Raw genomic sequence first — 16744 nt, 5'->3', positions numbered from 1 at the left:
GGACAACAGGCATTGTCCCGGGTGGCCTGCCACCGCGGCGGCTTGATCCGCAACGGCCCGCTGTGGGCTGCGCCACGTTGCGCGCCCTCCGGTCCTGCCGTACCACACACCCCCCAAAACGGGCGAGCTTTCCGGACATTGACCAACTATTTGCCGGACACTCGGGTGCGGTACAACGATCGGCCAGCCTACCCCGCACCGTGCGGCAGCAGGGTCACGGGGCGCGATCGGGCAACTGTCCGGAGAGCAGGAAGACCACGGTCCGCTCCCGCTCCGTCCACGCGCGCGTGTCGAGTTCGACGGACTGGAGCAGCGCGCATTCGACCGCGTATCCGTGCTCCGTCAGGCCCCTGCCGATGAGTTCGGCCGCGTCACGGGTCGACGCGTGCGTCACGATGCGCGCCGGGCGGCGGTCGGCGACGGCGGAGACCACCTCGGCTCCCCCGCCCCCGATCCGTACGACATCGGGCTCGGGCAGGTCTTCGAGGATGTGCGGCGCCGTGCCGTGCACGATCTCCGGCTGTACGCCGAAGTGGCGGGCGACCGCCGTGGTGCGGGCGCAGGCGTCGGGGTCGGCGTCGACGGCGATGACGGCGGCGCCGAAACGTGCCGCCTCCACGGCGAAGGCGCCGCTGCCGCAGCCGATGTCCCAGACCAGATCGCCCACGCGCGGGCCGACGCGGGCGAGTTGGACGGCCCGCAGGCGGTCGCTCTCGCCCTCGCCGAGCTGGGCGTCGCCGCCGTAGGCGGGGGCGGGCAGCGCCCAGCCGCGCGGGGTCCCCGGGTCGCGTCCCGCGATCCAGCCGGTGTCGGAGGCGGCGGCCGGGCCGCCGATGACGATGACGACGTTCGGGTCGCGCCAGGTGTGGTCGGCGGCCTTGTCCGAGGTGAGGACGGTGACCTGTTCGCGCTCGGTGCCGAGCTCCTCGCAGATCACGAAGGTGCGGTGCACGCCCTGGAGCAGCAGGCCGAGCTCGGCCGGGCCCGCTCCGGGCGAGGTGAGGACGGCGACCTTGGGGTGCGCGCGGCAGACGTTCACCGCGCGGCGCAGGGTGCGCGGGTGGGCGACCACGACCTCGGCGTCGTCCCAGGGCATCCCGGCGCGGGCGAAGGCCTGGGCGACGGAGGAGACGGCGGGCACCACTTCGACCTCGAGGCCGTACTCGGGGGCGCGCAGCGTGCGGACGACGCCGAAGAACCCGGGGTCGCCATCGGCCAGGACCACCGCGGTGCCGCGGTGGGCGGCGATGCGGCGGGCGGCCAGGCTCACGCTGCCCAGGCGGATCCTTTCCGCGGCCCGCGGCACCTCGCCGAGCGCGAGGTGGTGGGCGGCGCCCGCGACGAGTGTGGCGGCGCCGAGCGCCGAGCGCGCGGCGGCGGTCAGCGGCGAGCCGTCCCAGCCGATCACCGTGACGCGGTCGGCCATCGTCGTCTGTCTCCTGGAGTCTCGCGGATCGTCTGAGGGGGGCCGGGCATCGCGTGTAGGGGACAACCGCGTGCGGCCAGGGGCGAGCGTACCTGCTGGACCGGCGTGACGCCCCGGCGGTCAGTTCCAGTCGGAGAAAGCCGTGAACCCGCTGTCGGCGAGCTGCTCGCCCACTCCTTCCAGATCTTCGGGGAGCAGGCTCCACACGATGAGGTCGGTGCGGACCTCGAGCCAGCCGCCGAACGGATCCCCGCCGTTGCGCGTACGCGCTATCCAGGCGCCCCGCAGGACTCCCTCGCTGATGCAGCCGATCTTCTGCGCGACCTGCTGGGCCGCGGTGTTGTCGGCGGCGGTGCGCAGCTCGATCCGCTCGAAGCGCTGGTCGTTGAAGAGCCACTGGGCGGTGGCGAGCGCCGCCTCCGACGCGTAGCCCTCGCCGCGGGCCCAGGGGGCGACGACGTAACTGAGTTCGCTGGAGCGTACGCGCCAGTCGATGTCGCGCAGTTGGACGATGCCGACCAGGCGCTGGGTGAGGAACTCCGTGACGGCGAGGGCGATTCCGCGGCCCTCGGTGCGCTCGGCGGGTGCGAGGCGGTTGATCCAGTCGCGGGCGTCGGCCTCGGTGTAGGGCTGGGGCACGGAGGTCCAGGCGGTGACCATCTCGTCGTTCATCATCTCCGTGTACGCGGAGACGTCGGCTTCCTCGAACGGGCGCAGCACCAACCGCTCCGTGCTGATGGAGATGTCGGGGAGGGTGGTTGTCATGCGCTGCTCCGTAACCTGGAACCTCGGGCCTGCTGGAGAGCCCAGCATGCAGCATGTCCACGCGCAAACGCACCACGGGGTCCGCTCCTTCATCAGGAGCAGACCCCGTGCCGAGGGCGGAAACGGACTGTGCGTCAGCTCGTTTCGACGGGCAGGACGGAGCCCTTGTACTTGTCCTGAATGAACTGTTTCACCTCGGGTGAAGTGAGCAGTTCGGCCAGCTTCCTGACCCGCGGATCGTCCTCGTCGCCCTTCTTGACGGCGAGCACGTTGTTGTACGGATTGTCCTTGGGCGACTCGAGAAGGATGGCGTCCTTCTTGGGGCTGAGTCCGGCGTCGAGCGCGTAGTTGTTGTTGATGACCGCGGCGTCGACGTCTTCCAGGGAGCGGGGCAGCTGGGCGGGTTCCAGCGGCTTGAGCGTGAGCTTCTTCGGGTTGGACGTGACGTCCCCGGGGGTGGCGGTCGAACCGGCCCCCTTCTTGAGCCCGATGACACCCTGGGAGGCGAGGAGTTGCAGCGCCCTGCCTTCGTTGGTGGTGTCGTTCGGAAGGGCGACGGTCGCGCCGGCGGGCAGCTCGGTGACGTCCTTCGCCTTCTTCGCGTACACCCCCATCGGCGGCAGATAGACCTCGGTCACCGGCGTGAGCTCCGTCTTCTTGGACTTGTTGAAGTCCTCCAGGTACGGGGCGTGCTGGTAGAGGTTGGCGTCGAGGGACCCTTCCTGGAGCGCGGTGTTCGGCGTGACGTAGTCAGTGAACTCCGTGATCCGGAGGTCGAGTCCCTTCTTCTTCGCGAGGTTCTCCTTGATGTACGTGAGGACTTCGCCGGCCGGGGTCGGGGTGGCGCCGACGGTGAGCGTGTCACTGTCGGCGCCTCCCGAGCCGGATCCGCTGCCGCACGCGGTCAGCCCGAGCGTGAGGGCGAGCGCGCCGGTGACGGCGGCCGTGACGTGCCTGCGCATGATCAGAACGCCGCGACGACGGCACCGTCGTACTTGTCGTCGATGAACTTCTTGACCTCGGGCGAGGTGAGGAGCTTGGCGAGCTTCTTGACGCGCGGGTCGTTCTCGTCGCCCTTCTTCACGGCGAGGAAGTTGCCGTAGGGGTTGCCCTTGGCAGGCTCGGCGGCGATGGCGTCCTTGGCCGGGCTGAGCTTGGCCTCCAGGGCGTAGTTGCCGTTGATCACCGCGGCGTCGACGTCACCGAGGGAGCGGGGCACCTGGGCGGCTTCTAGCTCCTTGAACTTGAGGTTCTTGGGGTTCTTCGAGACGTCCTTGGGGGTGGCCTCGTAGCCGACGCCCTTCTTGAGCTCGATCAGTCCGTTGTCGGCCAGGAGCTTGAGCGCGCGGGCCTCGTTCGTGGTGTCGTTCGGGAGCGCGATCGTGGCGCCCTTCTTGAGGCCGTCGAGCTTCTTGACGTTCTTGGAGTAGACGCCGAGCGGCTCCAGGTGCACCGTCGCGTTCGGGACGGGAACGATGTCCGTCCCGTTCTTCTTGTTGAAGTCGTCGAGGTACGGCTTGTGCTGGAAGTAGTTCGCGAAGACCTCGCCCTGCTGAACGGCGGTGTTCGGCGTGACGTAGTCGGTGAACTCCTTGACCTCGAGGTCGAGACCGGCCTTCTTGGCGAGGTTCTTCTGGACGTAGTCCAGGATCTCGCCCTGCGGCGTCGGGGTCGCGGCGACGATGAGCTTGCCGTCCTTGTCCGCGGCGGAGCCCTTGTCGGAGCCGCAGGCGGAGAGCCCGAGGGTGAGGGCTCCGGCAGCGAGGACAGCGGTGGTGATCTTGGCGGTGTTACGCACGAAAAGTGCCTTTCTCCATGGGTGGTACGCCCCGCGATGGGGTGTGCGGGGGTGGGTCAGATCGAGGGGGTCGGGGGCGGCGGTGTCTTGAGCTTGAGCAGGCGCAGCTTGGGGGCGGCGCCCGAGTGGCCGCCGCGCCGGTGCAACCTGCGGGCCGCGTAGTCGCCGCCGAACTGGATGACGGAGATGACGACGGCGAGGATGCCGACGGTGATCCACATCAGTTCGGTCTCGAAGCGCTGGTAGCCGTAGCGGATGGCGATGTCGCCGAGGCCGCCCGCGCCGACGGCGCCGGTGATGGCCGAGTAGCCGATGATCGTGACGATCGTCGTGGTGGTGCTGGAGATCAGCGAGGGCAGCGACTCCGGCACGAGGACCTTGCGCACGATGGTCCAGGTGTTGCCGCCCATCGACTGGACGGCCTCGACGAGGCCGCCGTCGACCTCGCGCACCGCGGTCTCCACGAGCCGCGCGAAGAACGGCGTCGCGCCGATCGCGAGCGGCACGATGGCGGCCTCACGACCGATCGTGGTGCCCGTGATCCAGCGCGTGAAGCCCATCAGCGCGACCATGAGGATGATGAAGGGCATCGAACGCGCGATGTTCACGATCTGCCCGATGAGCTTGTTCAGGACTGTGTTCTGCAGCAGCCCACCGCGGTCGGTGAGGACCAGCAGGATGCCGAGCGGCAGTCCGGCGACGACGGCTATCAGCGTCGACCAGCCGACCATGTAGAGGGTGTCCCAACAGGCCTGCTCCAGCAGGGGCTGCATCTCCGACCAGGTCACTTGGCACCTTCCTTGACCAGCAGCGTGGCGTTCTCCGGTGTGGTCACGGGGTCGTGGCCCGCGATGTCGACCTGCAGTCCCTGCTCGCGCAGGAAGCCGATCGGGACGACGTTCTCCTCGAAGCGGCCGGGCAGTTCGATGCGCATGCGGCCGACCTGCTTGCCCGCGACGGTGTCCATCGCGGCGCCGAGGATCGAGATGTCGATGTTGTACGTGCGCGACAGCTGGGAGATGACCGGCTGGGTCGCGGCCTCGCCGTGGAAGGTCACGTCGACGACGGTGCGGTCGGTGCCCGTGGCCTCGCCGCTGACCGGGAAGAGCGCGGCGGCCAGCTCGGAGCCGGGCGTCGCGAGCAGCTCGGTGACGGTGCCGGACTCGACGATCTGCCCGTTCTCCATGAGGGCGGCGGAGTCGCAGACGCTCTTGACGACGTCCATCTCGTGCGTGATCAGCAGGACGGTCAGGCCGAGCTGCTGGTTGAGGTCGCGCAGGAGCCGCAGGATGGAGCGGGTGGTCTCCGGGTCGAGGGCGCTGGTCGCCTCGTCGGAGAGCAGCACCTTCGGGTCGCCGGCGAGCGCGCGGGCGATGCCGACGCGCTGCTTCTGGCCGCCGGAGAGCTGCGCGGGGTAGGACTTCGCCTTGTCGGCGAGGCCGACCAGGTCGAGGAGTTCGAGGGCCTTGCGGGAGCGCTCGGCGCCGCTGAGGCCGAGGATCTCCAGGGGCAGTTCGACGTTGTCCTTGACGGTGCGCGAGGACAGCAGGTTGAAGTGCTGGAAGACCATGCCGATGCGGCTGCGCGCCCGGCGCAGGTCCTTGCTCGCGCGGCTGCCGCGCCCCGCGAGGGCGGTGAGGTCCTGGCCGGCGACACTGACGGTGCCGGCGGTGGGGCGCTCCAGGAGGTTCACGCAGCGGATCAGCGAGGATTTGCCGGCGCCGGACTGGCCGATGACGCCGTACACCTCGCCTTCGCGGACATGCAGATCGACGCCGTCGAGGGCAGTTACTTCACGACCGCGTGAGCGGTAGACCTTGGTAAGGCCGGAAGTGGTGATCACAGGGGTTTCCGTCACTGTCGAGTGCGCGGCGCGGTTGTCGCCGGGCACGGGGCATTCGTGGGGAACGCGGCACGGTTTCTCGCGGTGGCGAAAGGAACCGGAGGAGGTGTGCGCGGGGCAGGCTCGCTTCCTACGTCATGTCGCCGGTAAGGCGTACGTCGCATAGGGGCGTGGCACAGCGGCTTCGCTTCGGGGCGCGATGCTCAGGAGTGGTGCGGGGGCCCTCAGAAGGCGCACATTCGACACATACAACGAGCACCGGGCGTCGTGATCGCCTCGGTCGCAAGGGTGCGGTTGCTCGTCGTGGTCATGTGGACCAGTAAAACACGCGTGCGTCCGCGGCCCGCCACGGTTGTCCGCTATACGGACAACCGGTGGACAGGTGCGGCCCCATGGGGACGGCTGCTCAGCCCTCCGCGGTGATCTCCACGCCACCCTCGGTGGCCAGTGCGGACACGGCCGAGAGGTCCTTCACGACGACGTCCGCGAAGAGCTCGCCCGCGGTGTGCGTTGTGGCCAACGCCACGGTGGTCATGCCTGCCGCGCGCCCCGCCGTGAGACCCGCGGGAGCGTCCTCGAAGACGACGCAGCGTGCCGGGTCGACGCCCAGTTTCACGGCGGCGAGCAGGAAGGGCTCCGGGTCGGGCTTGCCGCGCGTGATGTCGTCGGCGGCGATCACCATCTTGGCGTCGATGCCGACCTCCGCGAGCCGGGCCTCGGCCAGCCGCCGCCCGGCGGAGGTGACGACGGCCCAGCGCTCGGGCGGCAGGGATTCAAGCAGCTCTCGGGTGCCGGGGAGCAGCACGACGCCGCCCGCGACGTCCGAGACCTCCAGCTCCTCGATGCGGGCGACGGCCTCGGCCACGCGCTCGGCGGGCAGCATGTCGGCGATGATCTCGGCGGCGGGCCTGCCGTGCAGCTCGACCCGCGCGAATTCCTCGGCGGTGATCCCGTACTCCTGCGCCAAGCGGCTCCAGCAGCGGTACACCGACTCCATGGAGGAGATGAGGGTGCCGTCGTTGTCGAACAGGAGCGCTTCAGCGTGGATCTTCATGGTGTCCGAGCGTACGGGGCACCCCTGGGGTGCGCGCATCGGGTCATAGGGCCCGTAATAAAGTCACGGCATGCTTGTTGCCCTGACGATCGCGACCGCCGTGGCCGCGCTCGCCCTCGCCGCGTGGTGCGGCTTCGCCGCCTACCGGGACCAGCCGACCAAGGACTGGCACTTCATCGGCATGGGTGTGGTGACGTTCCTGGCCACCGTCCAGCTGATCGTCGGCATCGTCCAGCTGGCGCGGGGCGAGAAGCCGGAGCAGGGCACGACGATCTTCGTGGCGTATCTGATCGGTTCCTTCGCGTGCATCCCGGCGGCGGGCTTCATGTCCCTGGCGGAGCGCACCCGTTGGGGCTCCATCACGGTCGCCGCGGGTGGCGTGGTCCTTGCCGTGCTCCAGGTGCGGCTCTACGACATCTGGGGAGGCTGAGGTGACGGTGACGGTGACGGAGCCCGAGGAGCGGAAGCAGAAGCTGATCACCGGGCCGGGCATCCTGCTGGTGTGGCTGTACGGGGTGATGGTGGTCGGCGCCGTGTCGCGCTCCGCCGTCCAGATCTCGACGGACTTCCACAAGGCGCCGCTCGCGTACACGCTGTCCGCGCTCGCGGGTCTCGTCTACGGCTTCATCACGTACTCGCTCGTGCGCGGCGGCGAGAAGGCCCGCAGGGCGGCGCTGGTGTGCTGCGCCGCCGAGCTGGTGGGCGTCCTGGCGGTGGGCACCTGGACGCTCGTCGAACCGTCCGCCTTCCCCGACGCCACGGTGTGGTCGGACTTCGGGATGGGCTATCTGTTCATCCCGGTGATCCTGCCGATCACCGGGATCTTCTGGCTGAACAAGGCCCGCAAGGCCCTGTGAGGGGCGCGGGCGGCGGCTAGGCGCTGGCCACGAAGGCGCGCGCGTCGACGTCCTTGGCGAGGGTGATCCGCGTGAGCCGTTCGTTCACGTGCTCGGTGCCGACCGCGGCGTACCCATGCTTGCGGTAGAGCTGGAGATTCTGCTCGCTGCGATGGCCGCTGAAGAGCTGGAAGCACTTGGCGGTGCCGCCCTCCCCCAGGTGCCTCTCTATCGCGTCTAGGAGCCGGCCGCCCAGGCCGTGGCGCTGCATCCTGGGGTGGACGATGAGTTTGTCGATCCGCGCCGTTCCGTCGGGGTCGACCGTGCCGCGCACCGACGCGACCACCTCGTCCCCGAGCCGGGCCACCAGCACGCTGCCGGCGGTCAGTTCGGTCTGGATGGAGTCGAGGGACTGGGTGAGCGGCTCGATGGAATAGTCGCCGTACAGCTCGGCCTCGCTCTGGTAGCACAGGTACTGCAGTTTGAGGATCTTCTCGGCGTCCTGTCCGCCCGCCTCCGAGATGGTCACGCTCATGCCCATGTGTGCATGCCTCCCGCTCACCTGCTCCGCCGGTTGTCTATCGCTCCTTTCCCCACGGTTCAGGAGCCGCAACCTCCGCCGCGAGCATTCTGCGCAGGCATCCCAGGCAACGGGAACGTTCAGGCCCCAGACTGCCCTGTGACATTCCCAACTCACCTGCGATCTCCCGGTAGGTGAGGTCCTTGGGGGACAGCAGCGCCGCCATGAGACCGGGGCAGCGGCCGGGCAGTCTGCGCACCGCTGCGTGCAGGGTGCGGTCGCGGTCGGCCCGCAGGGCGCGCTGTTCGGGTCCGCGCTCGGAGTCGTCGGCGGGCTCGGTCGCGTACGCCACTTCGCGTTCCGCGGTACGCCGGGTGCGGCGCGCCTCGGAGGCGACGGCGGCGCGCATCCAGGTGGCCGGGTCGGCGGGTGGGTCGGCGGCGTCCATGCGTTCCAGCAGGCGCAGCCAGACGGCCTGTTCGAGGTCGCCGGGGTCGGTGCCGGAGCCGTGCGCCGCGGCGGAGGCCTCGGCGGCGAGGAGCGGACGCAACGCGGGGATGAGCGAGTGAGGCATGCAGGGCCGAGTCATGCAAGACGTGACGCGGCCGCTCCGGCAGGAGGTTGCCGGAGCGGCCGTCTGTCACCCCAACCGGGGCCGGACGATCAGCTGTTGACGAAGTCCTCGCGGGCCAGCAGCGCGGTGTCGCAGTTGTCGGAGAAGATCCCGTCGATGCCCGTCTCGAAGTACGCCTTGAAGGCTCCGAAGGCGTCGCCGTAGGCGTTCGGGTCGGTGCCCTTCCTGAAGTTCGTGGGCAGGAAGGTGTTCTCGTTGCGCATCGTGTACGGGTGCAGGATCAGGTCCGCCTCGTGCGCGTCCTTGACCAGGGTGGTCGGGGTGCCGAGGCTGCCGTCCGCCTTCTTCGGGATGATCAGGTCGAGCGTCGGGCCGATGCCCTGCGCGAACGACGCCATCCACTTCAGGCCCTCGGGCTTGATGAGGTCGGCGACGGTGCGCGGGTCGCCCGCCTCGACGAAGTCCCAGGGGCGGGAGCCCGCGGACGACAGGAGCACCACGAGCGGCGGGCCGACGAGCTTGTTCAGGCGCTGGAGGCTGCTGGGCTCGAAGGACTGCAGGAAGTTCGGCGAGTTCTTCTTGTGCCGCCCGTACTTGCGCAGGAGCTTGGCGAGCGGCTCCTCCAGGCCGAGGCCCAGCTTGCGGAAGTACGTGGGGTGCTTGGTCTCGATGTGCAGCCAGACGCGCCTGCCGCGCTCACGTCCCTGGCGGTCGGCCCACCGGAAGACCTCCTCCAGGGTGGGCACCTCCCAGCGGCCGTCGTAGAGGGTGTTGCGCTGGCGCGTGCCGGGGATGCGCTCCTTGGCGCGCAGCGTCTTCAGCTCGGCGAGCGTGAAGTCCTCGGTGAACCAGCCGGTGAGCGAGACGCCGTCCACGGACTTGGTGGTCTTGCGGGACGCGAACTCGGGGTGCGCGGCGACGTCCGTCGTCGCGGTGATGTCGTTCTCGTGACGGCATACGAGATGGCCGTCCTTGGTGGGCACGACGTCCTGTTCGATGACGTGCGCGCCCATGTCGAGGGCGAGCTGATATGAACCGAGCGTGTGCTCGGGCCGGTAGCCGCTGGTACCGCGGTGCGCGACGATCGTGGGCACCGGCAGGTCGTCGTGCCCGTGCCCGTGCTTCGCGTCGGCTCTCGCCACGCCGGGCAGTCCTACGACGGCTGTGCCCGCCCCGAGCACCGCCGCTCCGAGCACCGCGCGCCGCCCCGGCCGCCGCTCCCCGGACTCCGGCCGACCCGACTTCTGCGTAGCCATTGAGCACTCCTCCCGATGTACTGCCTTGCACCTGACAAAGCGGGACGATCGTAGGTGGCCCCACGTGACGGACGGGAGACCCTGGACCGAACGGAAGGGTGACGCCGTATGGCGACTGGTGTGCGGGAGGGGATCCGTTCGGCTGACTTCGGTCCGGCGCGGAAGGCCTACGGACTCCGTGGCAGCGAGTGACCGCGGTGCGTGACAAGGACCACTAGGACGAGCCACATGCCTCACACAGGGATAACGTCGTCACAGGGAGGGCGCACCGAGGGCTACACCACGCACCTGGAAGTCAACTCTGCGTATCGAGTACGTGAACCCGATGTGCGGTGAGCGGGGACCCGCGAGTATCGTCCTCACCTGCACATACTCGTCGTCGACCCGTTGACACCGGAGGGCCCGTTGTCCCGTCTCGCGCTCATCAAGGCTGTGCTCGGACCGATCTTGCGTCTGATGTTCCGCCCTCGGGTGGAAGGCGCCGAGAACATTCCGGGCACCGGTCCGGTCATCATGGCCGGAAACCACCTCACGTTCATCGACTCGATGATCATGCCCCTCGTCTGCCCGCGCCCGGTGTACTTCATCGGGAAGGACGAGTACGTCACGGGCAAGGGACTCAAGGGCCGCCTGATGGCCTGGTTCTTCACCGGCTCCGGCATGATCCCCGTGGACCGCGACGGCGGCCACGGCGGCGTCGCCGCCCTGATGACCGGGCGCCGCGTCCTGGAGGAGGGCAAGCTCTTCGGCATCTACCCCGAAGGCACCCGCTCCCCCGACGGCCGTCTGTACCGCGGCCGTACGGGCATCGCCCGGCTGACCCTCATGACCGGCGCGCCCGTCGTCCCCTTCGCGATGATCGGCACGGACAAGCTCCAGCCGGGCGGCAAGGGACTTCCGCGGCCGGGCCGCGTGACGGTGCGCTTCGGTGAGCCGATGGAGTTCTCGCGCTACGAGGGCATGGACCGCGACCGCTATGTGCTGCGGGCGGTGACGGACTCCGTGATGACGGAGGTCATGCAGCTGTCCGGTCAGGAGTACGTGGACATGTACGCCACGAAGGCGAAGGCCGCGTAGCCCGGGGCTCGGTTTTCGGCGGTGCGCCCGCCCGGCGTCGGGGCTTTCCCCGATGCCGGGCGGGCGTTCCGCGTTTCTCGTCCGCGAGCCGTCCGTGGCTGGTCGCGCCCACGCGGCGGAGCCGCACCATGGCACAGCCCCGCGCCCCTTATGGGACGCCTCTCAGTGCTCGATGCCGTCCTCCAGCTTTGAGCCCTTCAGGAGGAACCACGCCGCCACGGCGGTGGCGAGCAGGACCGCCGCGCCCACGCCGGAGGCCAGCCGCAGGCCGTCGACGAAGGCGTCCTGGGCCGAGGCAAGCAGCTCCTCGGACTGGTGGGCCGGGAGACCCGCCGTGGATTCCACCGCGCCGCCCAGCGATTCGTGCGCGGCCGACGCCACCTCGGGCGGGGTGCCCGCCGGGGCGGTGAAGCCGCGGTAGACGCCGGTCACGATGGAGCCGAGCAGCGCGATGCCGAGTGCCGCGCCCAGTTCGTACGCCGTCTCGGAGACCGCGGACGCCGCGCCCGCCTGTTCCTTGGGCACGCTGGAGAGGATGACGTCGGCGGTCACCGTGAACGAGAAGCCCGCGCCGATGCCGACCACCAGGAGCGAGGCGCCGAGCAGCGGATACCCGGTGGACTGGCTCAGGGTGGTGAGCGCCGCCAGGGCGATGCCCACCGCCGCGAGTCCGCCGGCCACCACCGCGCGCACGGAGAACCGCCGCGCGACCATGCCCGCGATCAGACCGGCCGCCACCGCGCCCACCGCGGCGGGCAGTTCGGCGAGGCCCGCCTCGAACGGCCGCCGCCCCTGCACGAGCTGCAGGAACTGCGAGAGGAAGAAGACCAGGCCCGAGAGGCCGAGCACCGTGAGGAGGTCGGCGAGGACCGCCCCGGAGAACCCCCGGTTGCGGAAGAGGCGCATGTCCAGGAGGGGTGCCGTCAGGGTGAGCTGGCGCCGCACGAACCAGGTGAGCGCCGCCACGCCGAGCACGGCCGCCACCCCGATGTCCCAGCGAATGCCGTGCGCTGCCGCCTCCTTGATGGCGTACACGATGGCGATCATGCCGATGAGCGAGAGCACGACGCTGATCAGGTCCCAGGGGCCCGGCGCCGGGTTCTTCGACTCGGGCAGGAGCTTGATGCCGACCAGGACGAGCACGGCCATCACCGGCAGGTTGATCAGGAAGACCGAGCCCCACCAGAAGTGTTCGAGCAGGAAACCGCCGACGACCGGCCCGACGGCGGCACCGGCCGACGCCATCGCGCCCCAGATGCCGACCGCGAGGCTGCGCTCGCGCGGGTCGTGGAAGATGTTGCGGATCAGCGCGAGCGTGGACGGCATCAGCGTCGCGCCCGCGACACCGAGCAGCGCCCGGGCCAGGATGAGCAGTTCGGGAGTGGTCGCGTAGGCGTTGAGGACCGAGACACCGCCGAAGGCGACAGCCCCTATCAGCAGGAGCTTCTTGCGGCCGATGCGGTCACCGAGGCTGCCCATGGAGACGAGCAGACCGGCGATGACGAACGAGTACACGTCGCCGATCCACAGCAGCTGAGTACCGGTGGGTTCGAGGTCCTCGCTGATGTACGGCGTGGCAAGGCCGAGCACCGTCGCGTCCACGGCGACGAGCAGCACGGCCAGGACCAGCACGGCGAGCGCGAGCCAGCGCCCTGGACTGCGCTCGACCTCCGTCGACGCCGTCCGCTGTTCGATGCTGGTCATGGTTCCACTCTCCGTTGTGCGCCGCCGATCAGCAGCTCGGCGATCATGTGTGTGAAGTCCTTGGCGGCCACGCGGCCGTCCAGTACGGCCCAGGCGCCGGCGCCGATGAGTCCGTACAGCGCCTCCGTGAGCCAGGCGGGGCTCAGGTCGATGCGGAACTCGCCGCTCTCCTGGCCGCGCCGGAAGAGCGCGCCGATGCTGTCGTCGAGCCGGGACCAGCCCTCGTGCTGGGCGTCGTCCTCGAAGAGCTGGTTCTCGGTGACGAGGAACGCGAGCAGGCCCGCGGCCGGCTGGAACTCCTTCACCAGGCGGCGCAGCGCCTCCTCGGCGCTGTCCTCGCCGAGCCTGGCCGCCTCCAGGGCGGCCTCGCACTCCTGTATGCCGAGCTCCTCCAGGGCGCGCACGAGGGCGTCACGCCCGGCGAAGTGGCGGTGCAGGGTGGCCCGGCTGATCCCCGCGGCGCGCGCCACCTCGTCCATCGTGGCGGAGCCTTTGCGGGTGAGCAGGGCGGCGGCGCTGCGCAGCACCTGATCGCGATCGACTGACATGAGACAAGCATAATCCACATGAGACATTCTTGTCTCACGAGATACGCACGCCACTCACACGTAGGGCACGCCCATGTGGATTACGCGCACATAGGTCCCGAAACAGGTGGATTCAGTGCCAGGGCAGCTGTCCGCGCCGCTCCCAGTACGCGGCGGGCTCCTCCGCGAGACCCGCGAGCCGCTCCAGCTGTCCGGCGTCGAGGTCGACGGCCGCCGCGTGCAGGTTCGAGACGAGCTGGACCGAGGTGGCGGCGCCGGAGAGGACCACGCCCGCCCACGGCTGGCGCAGGACCACGGCGAGGGCCACCGCGTCGCTGCCGAGGTCGTTGGCCCCGGCGATCTCGCGCAGGGCCGCGGGGGCCTGCGGGCCGGCGAGGCGGCCGTTGGCCATGGCCTCCTTGACCAGCACGGTGAGCCCCGCGTCATGGGCCTCGGCGAGCGCGGGGCCCGCCGAGGTCTCCAGGGCGTTGTACGTCGCCTGGACGGTACGGAAGAGCGGCTCGCCGTCGACGGTCACTTCGAGGGCGGCACGGATCGCGGCCGCCTGCCCGGGGCCGCTGACCGAGAGCCCGACCGTCACGCCCGAAGCCGCCAGTTCGGCCAGTTGGGCGTGCAGTTCCTTGTCGTTGAGTGCGGGGCTCTCCGGGGTCACGGAGTGGATCTGGTAGAGGTCGAGCCGCTCGCCGAGCAGTTCGGCGCTCTCCTCGCGCTGACGGACGTACGCGGCGACGCTGTGGTCCTTGACCTCGTGCGGACCGGCGGCGTCGGCGTTCCAGGCGGCCGTGTACGTGTAGCCCCACTTGCTGCCGATCACGACGTCCCGGATGTCGGGCCTGGCGTGCAGCCAGTCGGCGAGGAACTCCTCGGAGCGGCCGTAGGAGCGCGCCACGTCGATGTACCGGACGCCCAGCGCGTAGGCGGCGTCGAGCAGTTCGAGCGTGCGCTCGCGCAGGGCCTCGACGCTGCGTGAGGGCGGCAGGTCGGCGTCACGGCCGAGCGTGATGTAGCCGGGCCTGCCGACGGCGGCGAGGCCGAACCCGATGTGGGCGGTGGGGGTGGTCGCTGCGGCCAGGCGCGAGAAAGGCATCGCGGGCTCCGTTCGGTCGGCTCCTTCGGTTCCTTGCGGAAGACGACCAACGTAACCCGCGATGCCCACGTCAACGCAGTACGCGCTGATCCGGCGTCACTTGCGCGCCGCCGCCCACTCCTGCTGGACCTTCAGATCGGCCTTGACCTCGGCGAGCTGGGCGGCGACGGCCGAGGGGGCGGTGCCGCCGCGGCCGTCGCGCGATGCCAGGGCGCCGGGGACGTTCAGGACGGTGCGGACCTCGGGGGTGAGGTGCTCGGAGATCTTCGCGAACTGCTCGTCCGTGAGCTGGTCGAGCTCGATGCCGTGCGCCTCGCACTCCTTGACGCACTCACCCGCGACCTCGTGCGCCACCCGGAACGGAACGCCCTGCTTGACCAGCCACTCGGCGATGTCGGTGGCGAGCGAGAAACCGGCGGGGGCCAGCTCCTCCATACGCTCGCGGTGCACGGTGAGGGTCGCCATCATGCCGGTGAAGGCGGGGAGCAGGACCTCCAGCTGGTCGCAGGAGTCGAAGACCGGCTCCTTGTCCTCCTGGAGGTCACGGTTGTACGCGAGCGGGAGCGCCTTGAGCGTCGCCATCAGGCCCGTCAGATTGCCGATGAGCCGCCCCGACTTGCCGCGCGCCAGCTCGGCGATGTCCGGGTTCTTCTTCTGCGGCATGATCGAGGAGCCGGTCGAGAACGCGTCGTGGAGCGTGACGAAGGAGAACTCCTTCGTGTTCCACAGGATGATCTCCTCGGCGATCCGGGAGAGGTTCACGCCGATCATCGCGGTGATGAAGGCGAACTCGGCGGCGAAGTCCCGCGAGGCGGTCCCGTCGATGGAGTTGCCCACGCTCCCGCGCTCGAAGCCGAGATCCGCGGCGACGGCCTCCGGGTCGAGACCCAGGCTGCTGCCGGCCAGCGCGCCCGAGCCGTACGGCGACACGGCTGTCCGCTCGTCCCACTGCCGCAGGCGTTCCGCGTCGCGGGCGAGGGGCTGGACGTGCGCCAGGATGTGGTGCGCGAAGAGGACGGGCTGGGCGTGCTGGAGGTGCGTGCGGCCCGGCATGGCGACGTCCGGGTGCGCCTCGGCGAGGCCGATGAGAGCGCCCTGGAGGTCGGCGATCAGGCCGCCGATGATCCGGGCGTGGTCCCGCAGGTACATCCGGAAGAGCGTCGCCACCTGGTCGTTGCGCGAGCGGCCGGCGCGGAGCTTGCCGCCGAGGTCCGCTCCGAGGCGTTCGAGCAGACCGCGCTCCAGGGCGGTGTGCACGTCCTCGTCGGCGATGGTGCCCACGAAGGAGCCGTCGGCCACATCGGCCTCCAGCTGATCGAGGCCGGCCAGCATGCGGGTCAGCTCGTCCTCGGTGAGGAGCCCCGCCTTGTGGAGCACGCGCGCGTGGGCGCGGGAACCGGCGATGTCGTACGGCGCCAGGCACCAGTCGAAGTGGACCGATGCCGACAGCTTGGCCAGGGCCTCTGCCGGACCGTCCGCGAACCGGCCGCCCCAGAGCCGGACGTCACCGCCGTTGTTGCTGCTCACTTCACGTGCTCCTTACCCTGCATTCGCCGTCATGCATGAGTATGCAGCCCTCCGTATGTTTCGTCAATCCAGCCACGGCGCGAGACGTCGGCGAAGTCGTTAGACAGACGAAGTACCTCTGACGAATAATCCCTGGACATGGGAAAGACCTACGAACGCATAGACGGCAGACTCCGCTCGTTCATCGAGGCCCAGCCTCTCTTCTCCACCGCCACCGCACCCCTTTCGGGTGAGGGGACGGTCAATCTCTCCCCCAAGGGCCTCACCGGCTCGTTCGCCGTCGTCGACGAACACACCGTGGCCTATCTGGACTTCGCGGGGAGCACCGCGGAGACCGTCGCGCACCTGCGCGAGAACGGCCGCATCACCCTGATGTGGTGCGCCTTCCAGGGCCCGCCGAACATCGTCCGGGTGCACGGCCGCGGCGAACCCGTCTTCCGCGACGACCCGCGCTGGGCCGAACTGCTCGGGCACTTCCCCGCGATCGACCCGACCCAGCACGGCCTGCGGGCGATCATCGTCGTGACGGCCGAACTCGTCCGCGACTCCTGCGGATACGCGGTGCCCTACATGTCGTACGACGAAGACCGCGACCTGCACGCCCGGCGCTTCGCCCGCGAGGACGACGCGTCACTGAGCGCGTACTTCGCCAAGAAGGAGCACATCGCGCAGAGCATGGACGGCCTGCCCGGGCTGCCGCTGCCCCTGCCGCCCACTACGGTCTGAGCC

At 69.9% G+C, this 16744-nt stretch carries 18 protein-coding genes; 4 read left to right on the top strand and 14 right to left on the bottom strand.

Annotation, left to right across the window (positions count from 1 at the left end; all coding sequences use genetic code 11):
* Nucleotides 1–214 precede the first annotated feature (214 nt).
* The 7 genes from cbiE to OG302_RS33780 all read right to left on the bottom strand — a co-directional run bounded on the left by cbiE (nucleotide 215) and on the right by OG302_RS33780 (nucleotide 6886).
* The gene (gene cbiE / locus OG302_RS33810) at nucleotides 215–1426 is read right to left on the bottom strand and encodes a precorrin-6y C5,15-methyltransferase (decarboxylating) subunit CbiE (protein WP_371530238.1); all 1212 of its coding nucleotides are present in this window, start codon (nucleotides 1424–1426) and stop codon (nucleotides 215–217) included.
* A 120-nt stretch (nucleotides 1427–1546) separates the two neighbouring features.
* Nucleotides 1547–2191, bottom strand: a complete 645-nt coding sequence (locus tag OG302_RS33805) for a GNAT family N-acetyltransferase (protein WP_371530237.1) — start codon at nucleotides 2189–2191, stop codon at nucleotides 1547–1549.
* 134 nt (nucleotides 2192–2325) lie between these two features.
* Nucleotides 2326–3153: a MetQ/NlpA family ABC transporter substrate-binding protein gene (locus OG302_RS33800; protein ID WP_371530236.1), complete on the bottom strand. Its 828-nt coding sequence runs from the start codon at nucleotides 3151–3153 to the stop codon at nucleotides 2326–2328.
* A 2-nt stretch (nucleotides 3154–3155) separates the two neighbouring features.
* Nucleotides 3156–3989: a MetQ/NlpA family ABC transporter substrate-binding protein gene (locus OG302_RS33795; protein WP_361834390.1), complete on the bottom strand. Its 834-nt coding sequence runs from the start codon at nucleotides 3987–3989 to the stop codon at nucleotides 3156–3158.
* 56 nt (nucleotides 3990–4045) lie between these two features.
* The gene (locus tag OG302_RS33790) at nucleotides 4046–4777 is read right to left on the bottom strand and encodes a methionine ABC transporter permease (RefSeq protein ID WP_371530235.1); all 732 of its coding nucleotides are present in this window, start codon (nucleotides 4775–4777) and stop codon (nucleotides 4046–4048) included.
* Nucleotides 4774–5832 (bottom strand): methionine ABC transporter ATP-binding protein, encoded by a 1059-nt coding sequence (locus OG302_RS33785; RefSeq protein ID WP_371530234.1) that lies wholly within the window; start codon nucleotides 5830–5832, stop codon nucleotides 4774–4776. The genes OG302_RS33790 and OG302_RS33785 overlap by 4 nt, the downstream gene beginning before the upstream one ends.
* A 406-nt stretch (nucleotides 5833–6238) precedes the next feature.
* Entirely contained in the window at nucleotides 6239–6886 is a 648-nt protein-coding gene (locus OG302_RS33780) for an HAD family hydrolase (protein ID WP_371530233.1), read from the bottom strand.
* A 70-nt stretch (nucleotides 6887–6956) separates the two neighbouring features.
* Between OG302_RS33780 and OG302_RS33775 the strand changes: the two genes are divergently transcribed.
* Nucleotides 6957–7316 carry a hypothetical protein gene (locus OG302_RS33775; protein WP_371530232.1) on the top strand — a complete coding sequence of 120 codons (360 nt, stop codon included), beginning with the start codon at nucleotides 6957–6959 and terminating at the stop codon, nucleotides 7314–7316.
* A 7-nt stretch (nucleotides 7317–7323) separates the two neighbouring features.
* Nucleotides 7324–7743 (top strand): hypothetical protein, encoded by a 420-nt coding sequence (locus tag OG302_RS33770; protein WP_371750316.1) that lies wholly within the window; start codon nucleotides 7324–7326, stop codon nucleotides 7741–7743.
* 16 nt (nucleotides 7744–7759) lie between these two features.
* Here the strand turns inward: OG302_RS33770 and OG302_RS33765 are convergent, their stop codons facing one another.
* The 3 genes from OG302_RS33765 to OG302_RS33755 form a co-directional block, all read right to left on the bottom strand.
* Nucleotides 7760–8263, bottom strand: a complete 504-nt coding sequence (locus OG302_RS33765) for a GNAT family N-acetyltransferase (protein ID WP_361834378.1) — start codon at nucleotides 8261–8263, stop codon at nucleotides 7760–7762.
* A 37-nt stretch (nucleotides 8264–8300) separates the two neighbouring features.
* Nucleotides 8301–8816, bottom strand: coding sequence for a sigma-70 family RNA polymerase sigma factor (locus tag OG302_RS33760; RefSeq protein ID WP_371530231.1), 516 nt, complete (start codon nucleotides 8814–8816; stop codon nucleotides 8301–8303).
* Nucleotides 8817–8905: 89 nt separating this feature from the next.
* The gene (locus OG302_RS33755) at nucleotides 8906–10072 is read right to left on the bottom strand and encodes a glycerophosphodiester phosphodiesterase (RefSeq protein ID WP_371530230.1); all 1167 of its coding nucleotides are present in this window, start codon (nucleotides 10070–10072) and stop codon (nucleotides 8906–8908) included.
* A gap of 456 nt (nucleotides 10073–10528) precedes the next feature.
* On the opposite strand from OG302_RS33755, the gene OG302_RS33750 reads away from it, so the two are divergent.
* Complete coding sequence (locus tag OG302_RS33750) at nucleotides 10529–11149, top strand: lysophospholipid acyltransferase family protein (protein ID WP_361056899.1); 621 nt, start codon at nucleotides 10529–10531, stop codon at nucleotides 11147–11149.
* Nucleotides 11150–11311: 162 nt separating this feature from the next.
* On the opposite strand, the gene OG302_RS33745 is transcribed toward OG302_RS33750, so the two are convergent.
* The 4 genes from OG302_RS33745 to argH form a co-directional block, all read right to left on the bottom strand.
* Complete coding sequence (locus OG302_RS33745) at nucleotides 11312–12853, bottom strand: MFS transporter (RefSeq protein ID WP_371530229.1); 1542 nt, start codon at nucleotides 12851–12853, stop codon at nucleotides 11312–11314.
* Nucleotides 12850–13401 carry a TetR/AcrR family transcriptional regulator gene (locus OG302_RS33740; RefSeq protein WP_361834369.1) on the bottom strand — a complete coding sequence of 184 codons (552 nt, stop codon included), beginning with the start codon at nucleotides 13399–13401 and terminating at the stop codon, nucleotides 12850–12852. The genes OG302_RS33745 and OG302_RS33740 overlap by 4 nt, the downstream gene beginning before the upstream one ends.
* A gap of 112 nt (nucleotides 13402–13513) precedes the next feature.
* Nucleotides 13514–14488, bottom strand: coding sequence for an aldo/keto reductase (locus OG302_RS33735; RefSeq protein ID WP_371530228.1), 975 nt, complete (start codon nucleotides 14486–14488; stop codon nucleotides 13514–13516).
* A 96-nt stretch (nucleotides 14489–14584) separates the two neighbouring features.
* Nucleotides 14585–16015 carry an argininosuccinate lyase gene (gene argH, locus OG302_RS33730; protein ID WP_371530227.1) on the bottom strand — a complete coding sequence of 477 codons (1431 nt, stop codon included), beginning with the start codon at nucleotides 16013–16015 and terminating at the stop codon, nucleotides 14585–14587.
* Between the two features lie 138 nt (nucleotides 16016–16153).
* Here argH and OG302_RS33725 point away from each other — a divergent pair, with 138 nt between their 5' ends.
* On the top strand, nucleotides 16154–16741 hold the full coding sequence (locus OG302_RS33725) for a pyridoxamine 5'-phosphate oxidase family protein (protein WP_371530226.1): 588 nt from the start codon (nucleotides 16154–16156) through the stop codon (nucleotides 16739–16741).
* The last annotated feature ends 3 nt before the right edge of the window (nucleotides 16742–16744 follow it).

The organism is Streptomyces sp. NBC_01283 (assembly GCF_041435335.1).
Lineage (GTDB): Bacteria > Actinomycetota > Actinomycetes > Streptomycetales > Streptomycetaceae > Streptomyces.
The sequence above is the reverse complement of the archived record's forward strand: the minus strand, read 5'-3'. Positions and strand labels throughout refer to the sequence as shown.